12 protein-coding genes, 1 tRNA gene and 1 pseudogene are annotated in these 20952 nt (G+C 63.1%); 6 read left to right on the forward strand and 8 right to left on the reverse strand.

Translation table 11 applies throughout. The features are described 5' to 3' along the window. The first annotated feature begins 119 nt into the window (after nucleotides 1–119). Nucleotides 120–752 (forward strand): annotated as a pseudogene (locus KA354_21495) (HDOD domain-containing protein). After that, the gene (locus KA354_21500; GenBank protein ID MBP7937228.1) at nucleotides 749–2458 is read left to right on the forward strand and encodes a response regulator; all 1710 of its coding nucleotides are present in this window, start codon (nucleotides 749–751) and stop codon (nucleotides 2456–2458) included. The pseudogene KA354_21495 and the gene KA354_21500 overlap by 4 nt, the downstream one beginning before the upstream one ends. Nucleotides 2459–2488: 30 nt before the next feature. On the opposite strand, the gene KA354_21505 is transcribed toward KA354_21500, so the two are convergent. From KA354_21505 to KA354_21515, 3 genes are all read right to left on the reverse strand, one after another. Beyond that, nucleotides 2489–3670, reverse strand: coding sequence for a pyridoxal phosphate-dependent aminotransferase (locus KA354_21505; GenBank protein MBP7937229.1), 1182 nt, complete (start codon nucleotides 3668–3670; stop codon nucleotides 2489–2491). Between the two features lie 67 nt (nucleotides 3671–3737). Continuing rightward, nucleotides 3738–4496, reverse strand: coding sequence for a 6-phosphogluconolactonase (pgl, locus tag KA354_21510; GenBank protein ID MBP7937230.1), 759 nt, complete (start codon nucleotides 4494–4496; stop codon nucleotides 3738–3740). Then, nucleotides 4497–5924 (reverse strand): aspartate aminotransferase family protein, encoded by a 1428-nt coding sequence (locus KA354_21515; GenBank protein MBP7937231.1) that lies wholly within the window; start codon nucleotides 5922–5924, stop codon nucleotides 4497–4499. A 1131-nt stretch (nucleotides 5925–7055) separates the two neighbouring features. On the opposite strand from KA354_21515, the gene KA354_21520 reads away from it, so the two are divergent. The 3 genes from KA354_21520 to KA354_21530 all read left to right on the forward strand — a co-directional run bounded on the left by KA354_21520 (nucleotide 7056) and on the right by KA354_21530 (nucleotide 11015). Further along, nucleotides 7056–7128, forward strand: a tRNA-Gly gene (locus KA354_21520). Between the two features lie 123 nt (nucleotides 7129–7251). Continuing rightward, nucleotides 7252–7698 carry a hypothetical protein gene (locus KA354_21525; protein MBP7937232.1) on the forward strand — a complete coding sequence of 149 codons (447 nt, stop codon included), beginning with the start codon at nucleotides 7252–7254 and terminating at the stop codon, nucleotides 7696–7698. A 350-nt stretch (nucleotides 7699–8048) separates the two neighbouring features. Then, the gene (locus KA354_21530) at nucleotides 8049–11015 is read left to right on the forward strand and encodes an NTP transferase domain-containing protein (GenBank protein MBP7937233.1); all 2967 of its coding nucleotides are present in this window, start codon (nucleotides 8049–8051) and stop codon (nucleotides 11013–11015) included. 151 nt (nucleotides 11016–11166) lie between these two features. On the opposite strand, the gene KA354_21535 is transcribed toward KA354_21530, so the two are convergent. The 5 genes from KA354_21535 to KA354_21555 all read right to left on the reverse strand — a co-directional run bounded on the left by KA354_21535 (nucleotide 11167) and on the right by KA354_21555 (nucleotide 19098). Continuing rightward, nucleotides 11167–13758 (reverse strand): bifunctional YncE family protein/alkaline phosphatase family protein, encoded by a 2592-nt coding sequence (locus KA354_21535; protein ID MBP7937234.1) that lies wholly within the window; start codon nucleotides 13756–13758, stop codon nucleotides 11167–11169. 18 nt (nucleotides 13759–13776) lie between these two features. Next, nucleotides 13777–14109, reverse strand: coding sequence for a hypothetical protein (locus KA354_21540; protein ID MBP7937235.1), 333 nt, complete (start codon nucleotides 14107–14109; stop codon nucleotides 13777–13779). 46 nt (nucleotides 14110–14155) lie between these two features. Continuing rightward, the gene (locus tag KA354_21545; protein MBP7937236.1) at nucleotides 14156–16666 is read right to left on the reverse strand and encodes a glycogen/starch/alpha-glucan phosphorylase; all 2511 of its coding nucleotides are present in this window, start codon (nucleotides 16664–16666) and stop codon (nucleotides 14156–14158) included. A 996-nt stretch (nucleotides 16667–17662) separates the two neighbouring features. After that, a complete protein-coding gene (locus tag KA354_21550; protein ID MBP7937237.1) occupies nucleotides 17663–17905 on the reverse strand; it encodes a hypothetical protein in 243 nt (80 codons plus the stop codon). A gap of 35 nt (nucleotides 17906–17940) precedes the next feature. After that, complete coding sequence (locus KA354_21555) at nucleotides 17941–19098, reverse strand: aminopeptidase P family protein (protein ID MBP7937238.1); 1158 nt, start codon at nucleotides 19096–19098, stop codon at nucleotides 17941–17943. 369 nt (nucleotides 19099–19467) lie between these two features. Between KA354_21555 and KA354_21560 the strand changes: the two genes are divergently transcribed. Beyond that, nucleotides 19468–20793, forward strand: a complete 1326-nt coding sequence (locus KA354_21560) for a Gfo/Idh/MocA family oxidoreductase (GenBank protein ID MBP7937239.1) — start codon at nucleotides 19468–19470, stop codon at nucleotides 20791–20793. Nucleotides 20794–20952: the final 159 nt, after the last annotated feature.

Raw genomic sequence — 20952 nt, forward strand, 5'->3', positions numbered from 1 at the left:
TATGGTGAAATACTCGCTGTTGAGTCTAGTGCACTACTAACAGACGGAAGGCGCCGACCCTGTCGGGCGTGTGGAATCTCCGCCGCGGGTGTTAAGCCCGCAGGGTTCCGTGGGAATCAAGGCTAGGGATCGTCCGCATCAGGGCCCTGGTGCTGTCCGAGCAGGTCTTCGGCCAGTTCGCGCCCACGCAGCCCCTGCACCGGTTCAGCATTGACCAGCTTTGGAGCCACTCCTACGAGGTGGCGGAGGTCTCGCGGCTGATCAGCAAGGCCGAGAAACAGGGCGGTGATCGACCCGATCAGGCCTTTACCGCGGGCGTGCTTCACGATGTCGGCATCCTCCTGCTGGCCTCCCACCATACCAGGGTGTTTGATGCCGTGATGGCGGTTGTTGAGCGAGACGGGCGTCCGCAGTGTGAGGTCGAGAAGGAGACCTTCGGCGTGACCCACGAGGAGGTCGGGGAGTATCTGCTGACGCTGTGGGGTCTCCCGCCGCGTATCGTGGAGGCGGTCGCCCTGCACCACCGCCCGGGGCAGATCAACTACGATGGTCTCTGCGCCGCGAGTTGCGTGCATGTGGCCGATGCCGTGTTGACCGCGATGCAGAAATCCCGAGCGGGCGCCGGCTGTGAACCGATTGTGCCGGCACTCGATCTGGCCTACCTCAATCGACTGGGGATGGACGACCGGGTCGCGGCGTGGACGGGACTGGCGAGCCTGGTCTTCGACCGGGCGATGGCGGTATCGGCATGAATGACATGAACCGGCGGGTACTCTTTGTGGATGACGAAGTCAACCTGCTCGAAGGCCTCAGGCGGCAGTTGCGTCGGAAGTATGTGGTGGCGACGGCCAGCAGTGGGGCGGCGGGGCTGGAGGTCCTGGAGAGCCAAGGGCCCTTCGCGGTCGTGGTGTCCGACTACAACATGCCGGGCATGAATGGAGCCGAATTCCTGGAGGATGTGCACCATCGGGTCCCGCAGACAGTCGCGGTGATGCTGACTGGCCGGCCGGAGTTGAGCGTTGCCGTATCAGCCCTGCATCAGGGTCACATCTTCCGCTTCCTGCAGAAGCCCTGTACTCAGGAGTTGCTGGAGAAAGCCCTGGATGACGCCATCGAGCAGTACCGGCTGGTGAGTGCAGAACGGGCGCTGACGGCAGAGCTGAATGCCAGGAACGAGGAACTCCGGCTTCTCAATGAGGAGTTGGAGGCCCGTGTGGTTCAGCGGACCGCGTTGATTCAGCGCATGCAGCGATTCATGACCGACTTGAATGGCATCGACTCGCTGGAGGGGGTGGCGGACCTGGTCGTGGGGACCACGGCCGACATGCTGACCAGCCGTCGCGTGTCGCTGATGTTGCCGGACGGCAATCGCGAGTACCTTCGTATCGCCGCGGCAGTGGGGATTGCCCAGGACGTGAAGGAGGCCATTCGCGTGCCGGTTGGTGGCGCGATTGCCGGACGCGTGTTCGCCGAATCGCAGAACATCGTGGTCAGCGAACCTGACGAGATGAGCGAGTTCAGCGATCGGTACGACAGCGAGTTTTTCGCCAGTATCCCATTGGCGAGCACCTCGCTGGTGACTCCCAGCGGCCCGGTTGGCGTGCTCAATGTCAGCGAGCCGCTGGATGGCCGGCCCTATTCCGCGGAAGCCCTGGCCCAGTTGCGAGCCATCGGGGAGGTGGTGGCCATCGCCCTGTGCAACCAGATCCGATTGCGGGAGCGCAACGAGGCTCGCGATGCGACGATCCTGGCTCTGGCCAGGCTGGCCGAGAACCGCGATCCCGAGACCGGGACCCATCTCGAGCGTGTGCAGGCCTATTGTCGGCTCCTGAGTCAAGCCCTGGCTCGCAGGCCCGAGTACACCCGGGTAATCACCCGGTCGTTCATTGAGACCATTGTCCGGTCCTCCCCGCTGCATGACATTGGCAAGGTGGGAATACCGGATGAAATCCTCCTCAAGCCAGGCCGGCTGGTTCCTGCAGAGTTCGAGATCATGAAACGGCACGCGCAGATCGGCGGCGACACCATCCGGAGCATCATCAACCAGGGACGGACGCAGGACTTCCTGCTGATGGGGATGGAAATCGCCTACCATCATCACGAGAAGTTCAACGGCAAGGGATACCCTTTTGGCCTGGCTGGGGAGCAGATACCGCTCTCCGCCCGAATCGTGGCCGTGGCCGATGTCTATGACGCGTTGACATCGAAGCGAGTCTACAAAGCGGCGATGCCCCACGGCGAGGCCGTCACCATCCTCCGGCAGGAGGCCGGCTCGCACTTTGCCCCCGAAGTGGTGGACGCTTTCCTCAGTCGTGAGCAGGACTTTGCCCAACTCGCCGTTTCGCTGGCCGACCTGTCGGAGCCTCAGAAGGCCGAACCACTCTCGGGAGACACACGGGGGCTGCAGGGGGCGGCCGGGGCCGAGGAGAGGGTCAGCTACGCCTTTGCCCGGCGATGACGCCGCCGCGGGTCGGAATACTCAGCGAGTTCACGCCTTGCCAAGGAGTCCTTCCAGCCGATCGAGGCCCTTCTTGATCTGCTCCATGCTGGTGGCAAAAGACAGCCGAACGTAGTGGTCGAGTCCGAAGGCGACGCCGGGCACCAGGGCGACGTGGGCTTTCTCCAGCACCTTTGCGGAGAAGTCGAGCGAATTGTCCACGCCCAGGGTTGCGAACGCCTGGCTCACGTTGGGGAACGCGTAGAAGGCTCCAGTGGGTTGGACGCAGGTCACCCCCTTGATCATGTTGAGTCGCTGGTGCATGTATTCGGCCCGGCGCTCGAACTCCTTGCGCATGGTCTCGACCGGGGTTTGGTCGCCGCTGAGGGCGGCCGCCAAGGCGTGCTGGTTGAACGTGGCCGTGCCGCTGGTCGTCTGGCTCTGGAGCTTGGCCATAGCCTTGATGATCGGTTCGGGGCCGGCCACGTAGCCGATTCGCCAGCCGGTCATCGAGTAGGTTTTTGAGCCGGCGTTGAAGGTCAGGGTTCGAGCGTAAACCTCCGGTCCGGCGGCGGCGAAGCTCATGAACCGCTGGTTGCCGTAGATGAGGCGATCATACATCTCGTCGCTGAAGACGGTGATGTCCGTCTTGGCGATAATCCTGGCGATGGCCTTGACCTCCTCCGGCGAGTAGGTGAAGCCACCCGGATTGCTCGGCGAGTTGAAAATGAGCACCTTGGTTCTGGGTGTGATCGCGTTGGCGATTTGCTCCGGGGTGAGCTTGAAGCTCCTCGACTCGCAGCCCTCGACGATGACCGGCCTGGCTCCGCAGAGCCGGATCTGTTCGGGATAGGAGACCCAATAGGGGGATGGCAGGATGGCTTCGTCGCCCTCTTCAAGCAAGGCCATGCTCGCCAGAAACAGCGCCTCCTTGCCGCCTACCGTGATCATGATCTGGGAGGCTTTGTACTCCAGGCCGTTTTCACGTTTCAGCTTCAGGCAGGCCGCCTCCTTGGCTGCCTGGATGCCTGAAGCCGGGTTGGCGTATTTGGTGTGTCCGGCGTCGAGGGCAGTCTTGCAGGCGTTGCGGATGAACTCGGGGGTCGGGAAGTCGGGCTCGCCGGCCCCGAAGCTCACCACGTCGATGCCTTCCTTCTTCATCGCCGCCGCCTTCGCACTGACGGCCAGGGTGGCGGACTCGGCCAGTTGCTGAACGCGTTTGGACAGTTGCATAGATGTCTGCTCCGTATTCGCGGCCACCGTGGGACGAAGTCCCCGCCTGTTCACCAGGGTGGAGATTCTACGGGCGGATCACACTCTGGACAAGCCGGGCGGCGTCGGCATCGAGGACCCAAATGGTGCGTCCGGCGGTTGTTCGCAGGCCGGCCGCCGGCAGTCTGAGGGGGTCGGCGTCCGCGGCGTGGATCTGCGCCAGGATGTCGGCCTTGGCGGCGCCGGTGACGAAGAACAGGATGTTCCTGGCGGCGCGGAGCAAGGGGAAGGTCAGGGTCATCCGGCGCGATCGCAGGCTGGGGATCTCGTGGGCGACGACGAGGCGAGCCCGCTCGGTCAGGCCGACTGAGCCGGGGAACAGGCTGGCGGTATGTCCGTCCCCGCCGATGCCGAGCAGGATCAGATCGAATGTCGGCGTGCCCTGGGCGTTTGCCGGAACGAGGTGACGGATGGTTGTTTCGTAGTCATGGGCCGCGGCTGGCAGGTCGACAGTCTCGGCCGCCATGCGGTGGATGTGAGTCGGATCGACTGCGAGCGCATCGAGGAGGGTTTCGCGGGCCATCCGGTAGTTGCTGTCCGGGTGATTCGGTGGTACGGCACGCTCATCTCCCCAGAACCACTCGATGCCCTGCCAGTCGACGCATGTCTTCCACGGCGGCGACGCCAGCGACGTGTACAAGGCTCGGGGGGTACTCCCGCCGGCCAGAGCAACGGATCGGTTTCGGTTCGGAGTGGCCAGCGCTCGGACCACTTGCTCAGCGGCGAAGGCGGTTGCCTCGGGCATGTCTTTGCCGATCAGGATCTCCGTTGGGGGAGGCATACTCACCTAGCTCAGGCAATCCTTGAATGCGTCGGCGATCGCGGAGACACCTTCGATGATCGCCTCCTCAGTGATACAGAGCGGGGGACAGATCTTGATCGTGGCTCCACCCACGCCAACGGGTGAGAACAGCATGAGTCCGCGGCCGACGGCGTTCCAGACGACCTTGTGGGCCAGATCGCGGTCGGGGGCCAGGGAGTCGTCCTTGATGACGTGGACGCCGGCTACCAGGCCCTTGCCGTGGATCGCCCCGATCCGGGCGTCAAAGGGCTTCAGCTGCTTCCAGAGTGCTTCGTGCAGCACCTCGCCCGTACAGGCCGCCTTCTCGATGAGGTGCTCCTTGAGGATGAGTTCGATATTGGCCAGGGCCGCCGCGCAGCAGATCGGGTTGCCGGTATGCGTGCTGGTCATCGAACCGGGGGGGAACAGATCCATGACGTCCGGCCTGCCGACGACGGCGGCCACCGGCAGGCAGCTGCTGATGCCCTTCCCCAGACACATCAGGTCGGGCATGACTCCGTAGTGTTCGAAGCCCCACTGTCGACCGCATCGGCCGAAGGCTGCCTGGACCTCATCGAAGGTCAACAGGACATTCCACTGATCGCACCACTCGCGGAGCTTGGCGATGTACTCGGGCGGCGCGAAGCTGGCCCCGCCGCCCTGGTAGGTCTCGGTGATCACACCCGCCACTCGGCGCGGGTCAATCGCCATCTTGGCCAGCGATTCCTCGAAGACCGCGAAGCTGGTATCTTGACAGCGAAAGCCGTCCGGAAAGGGAACTTGTACCATGCCCGGGTCCATGTATCCGATCCACTCCTTCAGCAAGGGGATGCCGCCAATCATCTGGGCACCCATGGTCCGGCCATGAAAGGCGTTGCTGAAGCTGACAATGACCGTCTTGTCATCGGTGACTTGCCGGCCGTGGGTCCGCATCAACTTGACTGCGCATTCGGTGGCCTCGCTGCCGGTGGAGATGAGGAAGGCCTTCTTGAGCGGTTCCGGAGCCAATTCGGTCAGTCTGCGAGCCAGGTCGATGCGATGGTGACTCGGAAAGCAGTAGTTGTGCAGCAGACCGTGCTGGGCCTGGGTGATGATGGCGTCTTGGATTTCCCTGCGTCCATGGCCCGCGTTGGCGACCAGCACACCGCTGGAGAAATCGATCCACTTGTTGCCGTAGGCGTCAAAGACGCTGAACCCTTCGGCTCGGTCCCACGCCACCGGCGGCTGGCCGCCCATCGATCGTGGCTCCACGCGGGCGGATGTCTCGAGGAGAGACCGGGTCTCGGGGACGGGCAGGGAGGTCACGATCCGCCGAAGCCGGGTGTCAACAGGATGGGTGGGGATCTCCTCAAACGCGGGCGATGTGGTCACGGTGATTGTCCTTATCCATGCGGCATACCCAGCGCCCCGCCCCAAAGCGTAGCCACGCGCCATCGCTCCGGTGGTCTTGCGCCCGGCCGGCGTCTCTCAAGCACGACAGTATACCTGCCGGCGGGGTACCGGGTACACCGTCTGGGAGGGCTGGTGGGGAGTAACGGCCGGTGGTCCGCGGGCTGACGGCAGGTCGCGATGTGGCCGACTGCCGAGCCGGACCCAGCTTGGCCGGTAGAGGCTAAAGGCTCCACCAGGATCAACAGCTTCCCGGCGATCAACTTCGCTGCCTGTAACTTCAATCAGGGCAGCAACTTGCATGTCCTGTTAGGTGAGGCTGGTCAGGCCGCGGAGTGCTCCCGATGGGCCCAGGTTGATGGAGGATCGTCCGGAGCTGGCGTGGGCCGGCGGGTGAGTCGACCGCCGTGGCGGTTGCATGGACGAAGTGGCGTCGCGAGGCGGTCGATGCCCTTCTCATCGCCGGGGTCATCGAACACGACGACCGCAGCTGAATCATGGTTTGCGGGATCCCGAAGGGCCCAAGGCCGGCCCTCGACTCGTCAGGTAAAACCAAGTCATAATCCTAACCTGAACCGAACCTCGATTGTGCGCGGCGGCAACTCCATCCACACGGTCCTCGCTCGGACTACTGTAGCGCCTCACCGTCGAGGAGACCGCCGCCGCCAGTCGTTCCTTCAGCGAAATTGCGATGCATCTCAAGTCCACCGTCGGTCAGTCCGCGCAGCTCAGGTCCGCCAGTCCACCTGTTCCGCTATAGCACCGCTGGAAGATGCCGAAGTCCGATTGGTCTACGTCGCCGTCGGCGTCGAGGGGCGCCAAGCGCGGACGCCATCTGGGACTGTGCGGCAGCGTGGTCGGCAGCGATCGGTGCCGCCAACTCCCAACGGGATAGGCAGGCGTCGAGGCACTCGGCGGAATAGGGTTCGAATGACCACATCAGGGCTTTTGTGCGACGACGATTGCGGCTGTCGCATGCGAGTGGCCATCGTCGTCAAGCGGATCTGAGAGCCGCAGCTTCTTCGGCTGAATGTCTTGCCGGGTTTTTGAGCTCAAGAGCTTGTTTGTGGGGCCCCGATGGTTATCATGTAGTGCGAACGCTGATGGCTTGCTTTGCGTGAGCAGCCCATCGGCTGGAACGTAAACGTCTGGTGGCAAAGGATTTGAGTTTACTCTGCGGGCGTAGCTCAATTGGTAGAGCATCAGCCTTCCAAGCTGAATGTTGACGGTTCGAGCCCGTTCGCCCGCTTTGGATATAATTGCTTAGCTGAACGCTACTTAGCGTACCTGCCCGCGTGAGGCAGTGCGGCTCAGGAAGCCCAAAACCGGTGGTAATTACCCCATTGCCGCGAAGGGCGTCCGCAGTGGTGTCATGCCTCGGTCACAAGGTCCATCTGCCCCCAGTTACCGTCTCCACAAGCCTTCCGGCCAAGCCGTCGTCCGTCTCAACGAGCGCGACTACTACCTCGGGCCTCACGGCACCGAGCAAAGCCGGGCGGCGTATAAGCGTCTCATCTCCGAGTGGATTTCCCATGGCCGTCAGATGCCCCCTAACTACGGGCCGGTGCAGGTGCAACCGGTCGGCCTGACGGTCAACGAGCTGTTCGTCGCGTACTGGCGGCACGCGAACGAGTACTACCGGAAGAACGGTCGGCCCACGGGGGAGCAGCATAACGTCAAGGACGCTGTCCGCTTGCTCATCGAGCTTTACGGCGATACAGCCGTGGGCGAGTTTGGTCCCTGCAGCCTCAAGACTGTTCGGCACAGGATGCCGGACGACGGCCTGAGTCGGCGTGTGATCAACGCTCGAGTCAATTGACTCCGGCGGATGCCATCACACACCGGGCTCGGCTTGTCTAAGACCGAAACTGACCTCCGTCATGATACCTCGGGGGGTCCCACGCAACCCTCGGAGAAAAACGGGGGCGTAGCCCGGGCGTATTATCGCCGCAGGGCCCTCCCGGGACGGTGCAATGGCTCGAAAAGAGGTGGGCGCAACCGGGAGGGGGCGCTGTATAATCGCCAACCATAGCCCAGCTGGCTGGCCGGCCGAGGGTATCTGGACAATCGCCGATGGAGCGGCCCGCTTGTCTCCATGCCCTTGGGAGCCATCGGCTGGACGCCAGTGCTGTACGGGATCGCGAGAGCATGCCGAGTACCCAGTAGCTTATGCCAAACGCGCCAAAACGACCGTCGCAAGATGCACGCACCCTAAGCGAAGCGGCCAGTCTCAGCAGTGAGAAGATCCTCAACCCGCCGGCGCTGGTTCTCCACGGCGGCGTGACCCTCTGCGACAGGGTTCTGGTGCTTCTGGCCGCGGGCAAGGGCACGCGGTTCGGGCAGAATCCCAAGTGCATCCAGCCGATACACGGTACCCCGCTGGCCCGCCATTCAATCGATGCTTTCCGCTGGCTGGCTCCCCGGCCGGTCGTCTGCCTCGTGGGCTATCGCCACCAGGAAGTGGCGGCCGCGCTCGGGAGCGACAATATCTACGTCTTGTCCGACAATCCCACCGGCGGAACCGCCTTCCCCGCTTTCGAATCGTTGTGCGTGCCCGGACTCCTCGAAAGCAACCCGGTACTCATCATCACTATGGGCGATCGCATCGTGCCGTCCAGCGTGTTCCGGATGTTGTGCGAGACGCATTGCGCCGAACCGCGGGAAGCGGACCTGAGCTTCCTCACCGCACGATACGAGCAGTCCCGCATCCGTGGAAAGGGCCGCGTTCTGCGAAATGAGAGCGGCCGGGTCGTCCGCATCGTCGAGGATCGCGACCTTGCCGCCGAGAAGGATGAACTCGTCCGTCAGGCGCTGCTGACCCTGACCGAGGGGAACTGCCCGCTCTACGCCGTTCGGGCTGCTACCCTCCACCGCCACCTGGCTACACTGACCAACGGCAACGCTCAGGGACAGTACTATCTGACCGACCTCGTGGAGGCCGTCAGCCGTGACGGCGGCGATATCCGCACCATCACCACCACTCCAGCCGATCCCGAATACGATCTGCTCTGCTCGGACGTCACCCACCCGATCGACCTCGCCCTGTTGGAGGGCAAGATGGCCTCGGCTATCGGGCTGTTTGCGGAAATCCGCGAGGTTGAGGAGGCCGTCCGGGCGATTGCCGCCAATCGGCCTGGGGGGCAGGTCGCTTCTATCGCCTGCCAGCTCGAAGAGTTGGTCGCGGCCGACGGCCGGGAGAAGCTGGGTTTCCGGCCGGACTCGCCGGTGGGCATCGGTATCGCCGGTGGGCGACTCCGCATCGCCTTCATGCACCCGGACATGGTGCGCTTCTTTGGGCCCGCCTGGCAGATGCCAATCGGGGCGGGCAACGAGATCGGCCGGGAACAGATCGTCGTGTTGTCGCAGGGCGCCGACGACCGCCGCGTCCATCTCTACCCCCTGGACCCGAAGTACCGCGAATGCGTGAATTCCGTCCCGTCCGACCAAGAGGCCATGTACCCTGGCCGCGACATCTCCGACTGGAACACATACGAGGGCTTCGGCACGCGGATGAGCGAGACGCTTCTGCTTTCGCTCGGCTATTTCAGCAACGAAGAGTTGGAGCGTCGCCGCCAGAGAGGGCAGCCCTTGCCGCCGCCGTCCCTGTGGATCAGCAACAACATGCGCCGGCCTTTCGCCCTGGTCGGCAATGCCATCGCCTCCATGCGCACACTGCGCGAGGGAAGCCTGGGGGCCAGGGTTCAGCAGCAACTCGGGCGGGAGAGCTTCAAGGGACTGAGGCTGGTCTGCACGGGCAACATTCCGCAGGGTGGCTTCTCCAGCTCGTCAGCGGTGACCGTCGCGACCAAAAACTCGATCAACGCCCTGTTTGAGATCGGGATTCCCCCCGACGTGCTCGTCCACCTCGCGGCCCAGGCCGAATACGGCACAGGCGTGCGCGCCGGCTCGCTCGACCAAGCCACCGCGCAGAAGGGCAGAGCCGGCCAGGGCACGCTGATTTCCTCAAATCCGCGCGACAACTACCGCATCATCGGCACCTACCCGGTGCCCACGGAGCGCTTTCAGGTCATCTTCCCTTACAGCGTGGAGCGCGATCGTGAGGCATGGCGATGGTCATGGGGTATGTATGCCGCCGGCGCTGACTCAGGCCGCCCGACCACCGGCGAACTGCGAAAGCTGACCGGGAAGGCCGCCGAGCTGGCCGCCATCCTCACCCGACTGCCGCTGGACGTCGACCTGTTCAGCAAGATCGAGGACGACTTGGTCCAGGACGGGCTCCTCGGCGTCGAAAGCCGGGCATGGATCTGCTCGGTACTCCGAGCCTTGCCGCTCTTGATCGCTCAGGACGAACTGCGACAGCGCGTGTCGGCGAGTACCGATTGGTACGTCGGCGAGTTGATCGAGTGCGGCCGACTCGATCCGCCCACGGCACGCCACAGGGCCGAGAGCACTTTTGACTCCGTCTTCGCGGGATGGCGCGACCCTGTTCTGCGGCGCGCTACCGCATCGGGTCTCGTTCTGGAAGAGCAGGGTGTACCGCTTCGGGCGATGGTCGCTTACCTGTTCGGTGAGACGGCCAAGAACTTCTATCTCGTTCACCATCGCGAGGAGTGGATCGAGTACGTCACGCGATCGCAGCGCGGCGACTGCTGCGTTGAGATCGATCCGGACCGCCTGCCTTCGCGTGCCGCAATGGAGCGCGAGCAGGATTGGGAGCGAGACCTCGCCGGACCCGAATTGCTGGACCGCTGGCTCGAACGGCACGGTGCCGCCTTCTTCGACTTCAATCGCGGGTTGGATGATCAATCTCTCTCGCTTGAGAATCCGCCTGAGTTCCACCACTTAGAGGGCTCCGGCTTCTTCCGGGGCCTGGCCCTGATCGATCTGGCCGGAGCTATGCTCAAGCGGGCGTTTGGCCCAGAAGCTGTCGCCGTCCGTGTGAACGCTGCCGGCCAGGGCGACTACTTCCAGGTCCACATCGACAAGCTTCAAGCCAGCGTGGAGGACGTTGAGGGCTTTATCCGGACGGCGTTCTACCGCCGCTTTGGCTTGTCGCCAGAGCCTGAATTCGTGGCCCTCCACCCCGGCGGCGGCGCGGTCGGCTTGCGCCTGAGCCGTTACGACATGCTCCCCCAGGTGATCAGGCGCCTCCGCTCCTGCCCGGGCTCGGCATGAACTTCGGCCGATTACCGGTAGCTCGCTGTGACGCTACTTCCTCTTCTAACCCACCCGATAGCTTCTCTGGTCTGGGTAGCTGCGTCGACGATGCGAGCAGGCAGGCCGGGAAGTCGGCCGACGGGAACCTCAGCCCGCGGGACAGACCTCTCTAATCTTCGTCACGCGCGGTTGGGTCTAGCGAAAGGTTCAGGACCTTGAGACCCTTGCCGTGTGCACCGGCGAATTCGGCCGGGTAGTGGGTGTCGAATCCCTTGATCGAGTACCAGATGACGCGGTTCAAAACGTTGTCGTCCACCCTGTCCGGTTCGTCGAAGTTCATCGCCAGACTCTTGTCGGTCCAGTAACGTTGCTTGAGCGAAACCTTGGTGGCGGGTTGGGGGTTGGTCTCCTCGAGCGTGTGCCTGACCGGCAGGGCGGTGTAGGGGGTCAGGTCGGGCATGTCGGTGAAACACTCGCGCATGTCCGGGGCCATCGCATCCATCTGGTTCATCGGCGGCAAGCCGAGCATGAGTTCCATGGTGTGCAACACGGAGGTCTGGTTGTAGAACCGGCTCACGACAGCCCCGCGCTTGGCATACGGGCTGATCACCAGGCAGACGGAGCGATGACCGTCGACGTGGTCGTAGCCGCTCTGGGGATCGTCCTCAATGACGAATATGGCTGTCGTGGGCCAGAACCGGCTTTTGGAGATTCCCTCCACGATTTGGGCGAGGGCTAGATCGTTGTCGCACACGTAGGCTAACGGTGTGGGTGCGCCAGGGCTCAACCCGCGGGTATGATTGTTGGGCAGGGCCACGGTGATGAGCTCGGGCCACTGGCCAGTCTTTTCGGCGTCGGCCAGTTCTTCGAGGAAGATGGCGGCCCGCACTTGGTCGGGGACGCCGAGGGAGAAGCCTGGAAACCGCTGGCAGCTGTAGCGCTTCAGCGTGTCGACGGAGAAACGGGGATTGAACGGGGGCGTGGCCTTCTTGGCGACATAGTCCGCGTAGATCTCCTGAACCGTGCCGGGCAATTTGTCCTGCGTGCTCATCTCGCCGTAGTTGCGGAAGGACAGACCGTGCAACAGCGCGTTATCCCAGATGAAACCCGAAGAGGCGAACGTCAGTGGATCGTCTCCCTTGTAGGGGTAGCTTCGTGGAAATCCTCCGAAGCCCTTTTCGAGATAGTCGGTGACGTAGCCCTGCGTGGACCACTGGTGGCCGTCGGCGGAGAGCACGCCGTTGCAGTAGTAGTTGTCCAGGAGAACGAACTGATCGGCGAGCGCGTGATGGTTGGGCGTGATCTCGCGGCCGAAGACGCACAGCCTTGGCTCGCTGTTGCCTTTGCCCATGTCGCCGAAGACCTGATCGTAGGTCTTGTTTTCCTTGATGATATAAACGACGTGTTCGATGGTCGAGGGCTCGCCGGGGTGTTCGGGGACAGGCACGGCTTTGACGCCGGCCTGGGCCTTTTCGAGGGCGCGAAGAGTCTGGGGGACGCCGGAATCGTCGCGTACCTGGCGGGAGTAGATCGCCAGACGCTCCGCGGAGGGGAGTTCGACCTTCTGCACCGTTCCGAGATGGCCGTAGACCATCCAGCCCAGGTCCTCCTCCTTGCGTTGCTTGCCCTCGAGGCTCTTGTCGACGGGCTTCTTGTAGCGCGAGCCGTAGCCCTTGACGTTGGCGATGTACAGGTGCCTGCCGTCGATGGCGAGCGCGCCGGGGTACCAGCCGGTGGGGATGAAGCCGCGCAGCTGCGTGTCGATGATCGCAACGGCGTTGTTGCAGCCGTTGGCTACGTAGAGCGTACCACCATTATCTCCCAGTGCGAGAGCGTTGGGAGCGCTGCCGAACGGCAGCGAGTCGTCCGGGCGAACCGCAATGGTGCGAACGGTCTTCCTTGCGCGGGTGTCAACAACGGTTACCGTATCCGAGTTCGCATTGGCTACATACAGCAGGTCCTTCGAAGCATCCAGCACCAGATCGCACGGATGGAGTCCGGTTTCCACCTGAGCCACTTCCTTGCCGCGTTTCAGGTCCACGAGCGAGACGGTACCGCTGCAGGCCACACCGCGCTCGTCCGCCAGGGCGGGCGTGCCCGAGGACATGGCGGTGCGGTCGCCTTCTGCCGCCCGCCGGCCACCCCAGTTAGAGACCCACGCCTCTGAGCCGTCCCGCGTCAGCACGACGTCGTAAGGCGCCACGCCCACGGCGATTTGCCCGACCAGCTTGCCGGAGGAAAGCTGCAGAACGCCCACCGTGTTGTTCCGGGAAAGGCAGACGATGGCGAGCTTCCCATCGGGCCAGAGGGCAAGCCCGCAGGGCGTCGAGTTGCCTTTGTCAGGAGCGGCGATGTCGAATCGACGAGCCACAGATACCGTTCCGTCGGTCGCCACCCACATCTCCAGGATCGTCTTCTGCGAGGTGGTAACGTACAGTAGAGAGCCGTCGGGTTTGAAGGCGAGTCCATGGAACGAACCCGTCAGGCCCTTCCCGAGGGCGAGCTTTTGCCGGATGCTCCAGCTCCGGGTATCGATGACGATGAGGCTGTCGTTGGTCTTGAGGTAGAGGTTGCTTCCATTGGGCGACAACGCCAGGTCCACCGGCCGGCCCGCGAACTCCAGCGACTCGCCGGCCGGACGAATCAACTGCTTGGTGGTTACGACGTGACCGCCGGCACCGAGCGGCCCGACCTGGATGTCCGCCGCCTGCGAAAACGAAATGCCCGCCAGTATGCACACGAGCCGAACGAACTCCATCATCGTACTCCTGCAGACGCTTCAACCGCCGGAATGGTACTTCTCTCGGACCACGGACGACCAGGATAATCGTTCAAACCGGCGGAAGGAATGGCTGCTGGCGAACAGGGGTGAGCTCGCCAGTACTCGGACCGCGCCGCTAGCGCAGCCGGCCTCATTGCCCTCGAACGCACAAGCGATCGTTCGGGGCCCGTTGCCCAGATCCAGGTACAAGGCTCCGCCATCCTGTAACGCCTGATTGCCCCCGAAGTAGCAGCGGGAGAGGTTGGGCTCGCTCTCGTGCGTGCAGATAGCATCTTCGAACGCGGCTGAATTGCCGGTAAACGTGCAGCAATAGATGGTCAGAATGGCCAATGGTGCGGCCTCCGAACGAGAACCTCGTCTGCCGCTGGAGATCATCCTACGGTACCGGGCACGGCTTCACGTTCCAAATCTCGGCCGCGTATTCCGCAATCGTGCGATCGCTGGAGAACTTCCCGGAACTGGCCACATTCAGGATGGCCTTGCGCGCCCATGCCTCCGGATCGACATACAACTCGCCCAGCCGCTGATGCGCCTCGACGTAGGACGTCAGGTCTGCCAAGTGCATGTAGAAGTCACCGTGTGTCAGCAGGGTGTCACGCAGGGTGGCAGAGACGCTCGGCTCGTTGCGACTGAAATGATCCGAGAAGATCAGGTCGAGTGCGGCCCGGGTCTCCGGCTCGTTTTGATAATGCCAGTAAGGGTTGTACCAGGCCCGACTGTGGGCCACCTGCTCGGTCGTCAGCCCGAACATGAACAGATTGTCCTCGCCCGCCTCCTCCGCCATCTCGATATTGGCCCCGTCGTGCGTGCCGACGGTCAGAGCTCCGTTCATCATGAACTTCATGTTGCTCGTGCCGCTGGCCTCGTAACCGGCGGTCGAGATCTGGTTGGAAATGTCGCTCGCAGGGATCAGTCGCTCGGCGAGGGAGACGCAGTACTCGGGCAGAAAGACGACTTTGAGCCGGTCGCGGACTGCGGGGTCACCATCGATCGTGCTCGCCAGGTTGTTGATGAACTTGATGATGACCTTGGCCAGTTGGTAGGCCGGCGCCGCCTTACCAGCGAAGAAGAACGTCCGCGGCGGCAGGTCGAGTCGCGGATTCCCCCGCAGCCGGTTGTACAGCACGACAATCCGCAGGGCATTGAGCAGTTGCCGCTTGTACTCGTGGATTCGCTTGACTTGGCAGTCGAAAACCGTGTCCGGGTCCACCGTCTGGTTGAACTTCGCCTTGAGCCAGTCGACAAACCGCAGCTTGGCCTCCCGCTTGGCCTTGCGGAAGGCCTCGCGGAATCCCCTGTCCTCGGCCAGGGGCTTGAGCTGGAGCAGTTGACCGAGGTCGGTGATCCAACGGTCGCCGATGGCCTGGGTAACCGTGCGAGCCAGGGCCGGGTTCGCCAGCAACAGCCAGCGACGCGGTGTGACGCCGTTGGTCTTGTTGCTGAACCGCTCCGGGAAGACCTCGGCCAGATCCCTGACCGTCTGCGTACGCAGCAATTCGGAGTGAATGGCGGCTACGCCATTGGTGCTGTGCGTGCCGACGATCGCCAGGTTGGCCATGCGGATCTTGCGCTCGTCACCCTCCTGGACGAGGCTTACGCGGGCGGCACGGCCTTCGTCGCCGGGGTAACGACTGCGAACCACCTCGAGCAGCCGGCGGTTGATCTCGAGAATGATCTCCAGGTGGCGCGGCAGCATGATCTGAAACCACGCGAGCGGCCAGGTCTCCAGGGCCTCGGGCAGCAGCGTGTGGTTCGTGTATGCCAGCGCCCGCTGGGTGAGGCTCCAGGCATCATCCCACCCGAGGTGGGCTTCGTCCAGCAGAATCCGCATCAGCTCCGGAACGGCCATCGACGGGTGCGTGTCATTGAGCTGTACGGCGACCTTCTCCGGAAGGGCACTCCAATCAGCGTTGCTGCGTTGAAACCGCCGCACAATGTCGGCCAGCGAACAGGCCACCAGGAAGTACTCTTGCACAAACCGCAGGCCCTTCCCCAGACTCGTCGAATCGTCGGGGTAGAGCACCCGGGTCAGCGATTCGGCCGTCAACGTCTCGGCCAGTGCCCCCACAAAATCGCCGCTGCTGAACCTCTGGAAGTCGAAATAGGCTGGGGTGGCGGCCGCCCAGAGCCGGAGCGTGTTGATGGTCTTGCCGCCGTAGCCAACCACGGGGCGATCAAAGGGGATACCGAAAAGACGCAACTCGCGGCCGGGTGTGGTTCTGAGGGCTCCGCCATGCATCTCGAATGAGCAGTTGAGCTTCACTTCGACCAGCTCGTGCGGACGCGCGACCTCCCACGGGTCCGGTCGGCGAAGCCAGTTGTCCGGCTGCTCATGCTGCCACCCGTCCTCGATCGACTGCCTGAAGATACCGTATTCGTACCGCAAACCGTAGCCCATGGCCGGGATCTGCATCGTGGCCATCGAGTCAAGAAAGCAGGCGGCCAGCCGTCCCAGCCCCCCATTGCCCAGCCCCGCATCGGGCTCCTGTTCAATCACCTGGAGTCCATCGATGCCCTTTCTTCTCAGGGCTTGTTGCACGAGAGGGTCGAGCAGCAGGTTCGTGACGTTGTTGGCGAGCGAACGGCCAATCAGGAACTCCATCGACAGATAGTACACCCGCTTGGGGTTCACACGCTCGTAGGTCTGCTCGGTGAGGACCCATCGCTGCGAGAGCACATCCCGCACGGAGCGGGCACAGGCCTCAAAACGCTCGCGCGGGCCGGCAGCGGCCGGATCGAGGATGTTGTCGAAGACGAGATGCCGCTCGTAGAACGCGTTGTCGGTCCCCGCGAAGGGAATGGGGCCGCATCCGTACTGTTTGAGTAGTCCCGCCAAACCGTCGGATCCCGTGGACGTTGGGGGAACCTCGGCGTTCATTGTGCTCATCGCGGTATTCCTTTCTCAGGAGAGTCAGGTGTTGAGGCCGCGGCCTGACATGCCACATGGTCCCTGGGACGGAAGGCTCTGTCACCGCTCGGATTCCATGACCTCGTGCCGTCGGTGACGTTTGGATATGCCGTCGACCTCGGCCTGGTTCATCCCACCGCGGCGGCGGGTGTCCTGATCGCCGTCATGACCTGGGCCGCCTACGGCTCGACCGCGAGCCCCCCACGGGTGTTGCCGTCATCTGCTGGACACCCGTCGCAGCCGTTGCCTGAATGGTCACCATGGGCATCTGACTGATCCGAGTTAGCGATGGTAGGACAATCGTCCCAGGAGTCAAGCACCCCGCGCGGTGGGGCCCGTACGGCTAACGCCGGATCATGACCCTTTCGCAGACCGAACGCCGGCGGGTGAATCCCAACCGGGCCGAACCCCTGCAGCGGCGGGCGGGTCTGAAGGCTTCCCGAAGGCCGCTCAGGTAAACCGGGCGACGGGAGCGGACGGAACCGGCATTGAACACGGTTCTGTCTAAACGCCCGGTCGGGGAGCAAAACAAGTAACCCTCAGAAACGACAGTAGAATCCGGTGGGGTCGCATCGGCCATCCCAGGTACCATCAACTTACACCTGGTGTGGCTGCAGTCTCCGAAGGCTGCTCGAGGCGGAGCAATCACCGGTTCTCGGCCGCGGCGGCTGCTCACCGATGGGCAACCATCGGCGGGCACTTCGGCCGGGCCGCGGGGGAAACGCGCCGGAGTCCGCCACTACGTTCCAGGTCCCGTTCCAGGCGTTGAGCAGGTTGGATGGTTCGGTTAGAATGGAAGGCACGAAGATGAGGAAAGAACCGGACAGATTGTGTTTGAGATGTGGCGACAAGACCGGCAAGAAGGCTGTCTGGCCCAAGGACGATATGATCTTCTGTTCGCAGCAGTGCGCGTCCGCGACGGGATACTGGTACGTACGCACCCAGGACTCTCGATGCCCTGTGTGCGGACGGCCTTTACTCCCCACTGATGAGACCGAGGGCAATGATGGCTGCGATCATCCCGTGGTGACAGGCCTGGAGACTGCTGATGGGCTGACGATCTACAGTCTGGATCCACTGGAAATGGACCCACAGTATGCCCATCGTGAAACCACGATGGTGGCTGGCCCAGCCGGCTATGATCCGATGAAACTCGACCCGGGTGAATTGCCCGAGGGGTTCCATTGGGTAACTCGGGGCGAGTTGAATGCTGCTCATGAGAGAAATTCGTCGCCGTTCTAGTACGAGTTGACTCAGCCCTTGACCAGGATCAACCCTGGATGGGTGCCCGTGATGCTCTTTCCGCCTCTCGGCGTGACGATGAAGGTGTCCTCGATGCCGACCATCCCGACACCCGCGATGCCCTTCTTCGGCTCGAGGGCCAGCACCATGCTCTCTGCCAGCGGCTCATCGAATCCCTCGGCAATCACCGGGAGGTCATCGATCTGCAATCCGACCCCGTGGCCAAGGAAGTTCGCCCGCCGGTCTCCAAAGCCCATGAAGTTCTGAAGGAACTCCGGATCGAGGCTATTCATGACCGTGGTATAGATATCCGAGGGTATGGCTCCAGGCTTGATCAGTGAGGCTAACTGGTGTTGCACCTCTACGCATCGTCTGTGGACCGCAATCACCTCGTCCGGCGGCGGCCTGTCGAACATGTAGACCATCGTCTTGTCCGTGTGATAGCCGTCCACTGCAAAGCCGATGTCCGCGAACACCAGGTCGCCTGCGCAGAGTCTCCGGTCGCGGCTGCCAAGGATCGGGGCTGCCGGCCCCATGCCCAGGCACCCGCCGGGCCCATCGAAGTTGGTGGGATAGATCGAGTTCTCTCCAAAGCCCAGTTGTCCGACCGCAATGTCTACGCCGAACATGCCAAAGCGGACGACTCCCTGGTGCCCCTCGCGGACCATGAGTGAGAACAGATCGCATGCGAACTCGGCCTCGCTCACTCCCTTGCGAAGCAGCGATGGAACCTCCTCTTCCAGGATGCGTCCGTGGGCAGCCCCCGCCCGCTCCATGACGGCCAGCTCATACGGACTCTTCACCGCCCGCAGTCGGGCGAGCTGCCTGTCCAGCGACACGGTCTCCCTGCAGGGAAAGTACTTTCTGAAACGCGCAAGCAAGCCTACAGGCACCAACTCCGTGTCGACGTGGATGGTCGCCCTTGCACCCGGCACCGCTGGCACGGCGTCGCGAAAGCCCTTCATGGGTCGCATGTCGGGAAACAGCGACTCGGTGCAGGCCCGCTCGTAGCTTCTGCGTACCCAGAACACGGCCTCGACATTCCGGGGGATTAACAGGACGCCGTCCTGCATCGTGCCTGTGAAGTAGTATTGGCTGACCCGGCCGAAGATCGCGGCCAGCTCCCAGCTCGGATTCTCCGCGTCCATGCAGGCTCTGAATCGTCGCATCCGGTCCGCCAGCTCTGAGACGGGCACCTGAGTCATTCTGTTTTCTCCATGGATAGGATGTCAACCCTGCAATCATACATCCTCATCGCCTGCCCGTCTCTCCAACAAATCCGGCCCACCACGTCATCAAGCCGGCCGATCGATAGCCTTCTCAATCCGACGGCGACAGCGGGGGGCGAGATGGTGGAGTCTGCGCCCAATCTCGATCTTGGTTCTGCGCGTGTGGCTCCCCACGTTGTTGCGATGATGGCCGAAGTCCAAACCCTCCTTGGACGAAGCGATGACTTCGGATTCCAGGACGTTGACGTGAGAGTCGCGACGAGAGACAATGCCCCTCAGCATTCCAGCCAAATCGAAAGGAGACTCACGATGATGAACCGGCGCCAGGTGCTTCGTACCACGGTTGCGGGCGGGGGGCTGCTCGTGCTCCGAAGCGGCATGCTCAAGGGGGCCGACGCTCCCAGCAACAGACTGAATGTTGCCCTGATCGGGGTCTGGGGACGCGGGGGGGCACACCAGGACAGACTGTCCAAGGAGAACGTCGCGGCCTTGTGCGACGTGGACGAGAACCACTTGGCCGAGGCCGCGAAACGGTTTCCCCAGGCCAAAACCTACGTCGACTGGCGCAAGTGTCTCGAGCAGAAGGGCCTCGATGCGGTGGTCTGTTGCACCACCGATCACACGCACGCGTTCATCGCCAATTGGGCGATGAACCGCGGACTCCATGTCTTCTGCGAGAAACCGTTGGGAAACAGCGTGGAGGAGGTCCGCGTGGTCCGTGCCAACTACCTGAAGAACAAGGACAAGCTGGCCACGCAGGTCGGAACTCAGCGGCATAGCCATCCGAACTTCAACCGCGTCCGCGAATTGATCAGAGACGGGGCGATCGGCGAGTTGAAGCGAGTGCGCGCTTGGGGCGACCGCCAGATCCGTCGGCCCGGCTACTTGCCCGCTCAAGGGGATCCGCCCAAGCACCTCAACTACGACCTGTGGATCGGGCCATCGCCGTACCATCCCTACAACCCCGGGTACTTCTCGGGCGGGCCGGGCGCCAACTGCCTGCAGTGGAATATGTACTGGGACTTCGGCAGCGGCCAGATCGGCGACATGGGCAGCCATACCATGGATCTGGCCTGGAACGCGCTCGATGCAGGGTTGCCGACTTCCGCCGAAGCCAAGGGAGAGAAGTTCAACCCCGAGGTCACTCCGGTCGAGTTGGAGATGCACTGTGCGGTTCCTGCCAATGGCTGGCGCCCTGCGATCCAAGTGAGCTGGTACCAGGGCGGGGCAATGCCCAAGTCGCCGGCCTGGGTGAACTTGAAGACCATCGGGCACGGGGTGATGTTCGAAGGGAGCAAGGGTATCCTGGTCGCCGATTTCGGCGCGCGACTGATCATCCCCTCCGGCGATGCGGCCGACATGACTTACTACACGCCTCGCCCCAGGGAGAAGATCATTCCACCCATGGGCGACTTCCTCAACGAGTGGGTCAACGCCTGCAAGGGCAACCGGAAAACCTCCTGTGATTTCGACTACGGTGGCAAGATGATCGAGCTCATGCTGCTTGGACTGGTGGCCTATCGCGTCGGCCAGGAAATCGAGTACGACGGGGTGGCCGGTCGCGTGACCAACAATGGTGAAGGCGACGGCCTCCTGAAACGCCAGTACCGTCCGGGCTGGTCGCTCAATGGCTGATCGCCATGCCTCGGCGGCCTTTCCGGATTACGTTGGCTCGAGATGACCTGCCTCGCAGAGGATGCGTCCATCCGAGCCGATTGACTTCGTCGTGGCATCAGACTACTTTGCCGATCGAGGCCCCACGGGGGCGGTCGGCACACGGCCCAAACTGCAACT

This window comes from Phycisphaerae bacterium (assembly GCA_018003015.1).
GTDB lineage: Bacteria > Planctomycetota > Phycisphaerae > UBA1845 > PWPN01 > JAGNEZ01.

Excerpts from the sequence above, each read along its gene's own strand:
- KA354_21555 (MBP7937238.1), bottom strand. The coding sequence starts at position 19,098 with ATGCGACGATTCAGAGCCTGCATGGACGCGGAGAATCCGAGCTGGGAG.
- KA354_21560 (MBP7937239.1), top strand. The coding sequence starts at position 19,468 with ATGATGAACCGGCGCCAGGTGCTTCGTACCACGGTTGCGGGCGGGGGG.
- KA354_21535 (MBP7937234.1), bottom strand. The coding sequence starts at position 13,758 with ATGATGGAGTTCGTTCGGCTCGTGTGCATACTGGCGGGCATTTCGTTT.
- KA354_21505 (MBP7937229.1), bottom strand. The coding sequence starts at position 3,670 with ATGCAACTGTCCAAACGCGTTCAGCAACTGGCCGAGTCCGCCACCCTG.
- KA354_21530 (MBP7937233.1), top strand. The coding sequence starts at position 8,049 with ATGCCAAACGCGCCAAAACGACCGTCGCAAGATGCACGCACCCTAAGC.
- KA354_21500 (MBP7937228.1), top strand. The coding sequence starts at position 749 with ATGAATGACATGAACCGGCGGGTACTCTTTGTGGATGACGAAGTCAAC.
- KA354_21525 (MBP7937232.1), top strand. The coding sequence starts at position 7,252 with ATGCCTCGGTCACAAGGTCCATCTGCCCCCAGTTACCGTCTCCACAAG.
- KA354_21515 (MBP7937231.1), bottom strand. The coding sequence starts at position 5,924 with ATGGCGCGTGGCTACGCTTTGGGGCGGGGCGCTGGGTATGCCGCATGG.
- KA354_21550 (MBP7937237.1), bottom strand. The coding sequence starts at position 17,905 with ATGAGCAGCATTCAACTCGCCCCGAGTTACCCAATGGAACCCCTCGGG.
- KA354_21545 (MBP7937236.1), bottom strand. The coding sequence starts at position 16,666 with ATGAGCACAATGAACGCCGAGGTTCCCCCAACGTCCACGGGATCCGAC.